Annotated in this window: 2 protein-coding genes; both read left to right on the top strand. The window is 65.7% G+C overall.

What is annotated here, in order from left to right:
* Nucleotides 1-250 precede the first annotated feature (250 nt).
* A complete protein-coding gene (gene lexA, locus NTW95_05585; protein ID MCX6556892.1) occupies nt 251-856 on the top strand; it encodes a transcriptional repressor LexA in 606 nt (201 codons plus the stop codon).
* Nucleotides 853-1874, top strand: a 1022-nt coding sequence (locus tag NTW95_05580; GenBank protein MCX6556891.1) for a DNA polymerase IV, incomplete at its 3' end; no start/stop codon positions are given. The genes lexA and NTW95_05580, both read left to right, overlap by 4 nt.

Below are 1874 nucleotides of genomic sequence, written 5' to 3'. Positions count from 1 at the left end.
GGGACCATGCCCTTCAGATGCTATAAACGTAAAATCGGGCCTGAAAGTTCAGTAGCCCGGCGTATGGTATAGGGCGGAAGGTGTAAGGTAGCGGCAACTTAACGGGATTGGCGTAAGGGGGTAGCTGAAAATATACTAGTTTTCTTCCCTACGCCTTGCGCCTTACACCTTATGCCGAGTTCTGCAAGTTCTTTGTTGACAAATGGGCGGGATCATACTATTATTGAAAAGGCGAACAAGAGGCGAACAAATGCTGACCAAAAAACAAAAGCTCGTTTTGGACAAGATCAGGGACTTCAGCCGCCGCAACGGCTATTTCCCGACCGTGCGCGAGATAGCCGCCGCGGCCGGCCTTTCCTCGCCGGCGACCGTCCAGGCCTACCTCGACCGCCTGCGCCGGGGCGGGGCGCTGCGCCGGCTCGGCCGCTCCTGGGATCTGGCGGCTGCCCCCCCCGGCGCGTTGCCGCCGGGGGACGGGCGCCTTGCCGTCCCGCTGGTGGGCATGGTCCCTGCCGGCTCCCCCCTGGAGATGTTCGAAAGCCTGGGCGACGAGGTGGTCCTGCCCGAGTGGCTGGCCGAAAAGGGAGGCGACATCGTCGCCTTCCGCGTCCAGGGCCAGAGCATGAAGGACGCCTATATCCAAGACGGCGACCTGGTCCTGATCAAGCGCGCCGAAAAGGCCGACCCCGGCCAGATGGTGGTGGCGCGGCTCGGCGACGGCTCGATCACCCTCAAACGGCTGAAGCGCGACCGCGACGCCTATGTCCTGGCCCCGGAAAACCCCGACTATGCGCCCATCACCACGCCCTTCCAGCTGGTGGGCAAAGTGGTGGGGGTCTTGCGTAGGTACCGGTGAAAACGCCGACCGTCCTGCACCTGGACATCGACGCCTTTTTCGCGGCGGTGGAGGAGGCGCTGGAGCCGGCGCTGCGGGGCAAGCCGCTGGTCGTCGGCGGCCTGGCCCACGAGCGGGGCGTGGTCTGCACCGCCTCCTACGCGGCCAGGCGTTTCGGGGTGCACTCGGGCATGGCCCTGCGCACCGCGGCCAAGAAGTGCCCGCAGGCGATTTTTCGCCGCGGCCGCTTCCACCTCTACAGCCGCATCTCCGAGCAGTTCTTCGCCTGCCTGCACCGCTTCTCGCCCCGGGTCGAGGAGGTGTCGATCGACGAGGCCTACGTCGACGTGGGCGGCAGCCGCTATCTCTGTGCCTCGGTATACGAACTGGCGGCCCGCATCAAGGCGGCCGCCGAGCGCGAGACGGGCTTGAAGATATCGGCCGGGCTGGGCGGCACGCGCCTGGGCGCCAAGCTGGCCTGCGAGGCGGCCAAGCCGGGCGGCCTGTTCTGGCTGCACGACGAGGAGGAGTTCGTCTCACAGCTGACCATGGACAAGATCCCCGGCATCGGGCCGCAGGCCTATTTCGTCCTGCAGGGGTTGGGCGTGCGCCGCGGCCGCGAACTGAAGGAGAAATACCCGGCGCAGTGGCGGAAGATCTTTGCCGGCCCGCACGCCGGCGGCGGCATGGAGCGGGGGCGGCCCGAGCCGGCCAGCAGGAGCTTCAGCCGCGAAACCACCTTTCCCGAGGACATCCGCGACCAGGGGCTTCTCTATTCGCACCTGGCCTACCTGCTGGACCGGCTGGCCGTGCACCTGCTCGGCGAGAAGCTGTTCGCCGGCCGCGTCGAGGTCAAGGTGCGTTTCAGCGATTTTTCCACCTTCTGCCGGCGGGCGGCCCTGACCTTTCCCACCTTTTCCTATTTCCAACTTTGGCAAAGCGCATTGCCCCTGCTGCAAGCGCTGCTGGCCAAAAAAAACCTGCCACTGCGCCTGGTCGGCGTCAAGGTCGAGGACCTGCAGGCCGGCCGCGACATCCT

The sequence above is a fragment of the Candidatus Aminicenantes bacterium genome (assembly GCA_026393795.1).
Classification (GTDB): Bacteria; Acidobacteriota; Aminicenantia; order UBA2199; family UBA2199; genus UBA2199.
The sequence above is the reverse complement of the archived record's forward strand: the minus strand, read 5'-3'. Positions and strand labels throughout refer to the sequence as shown.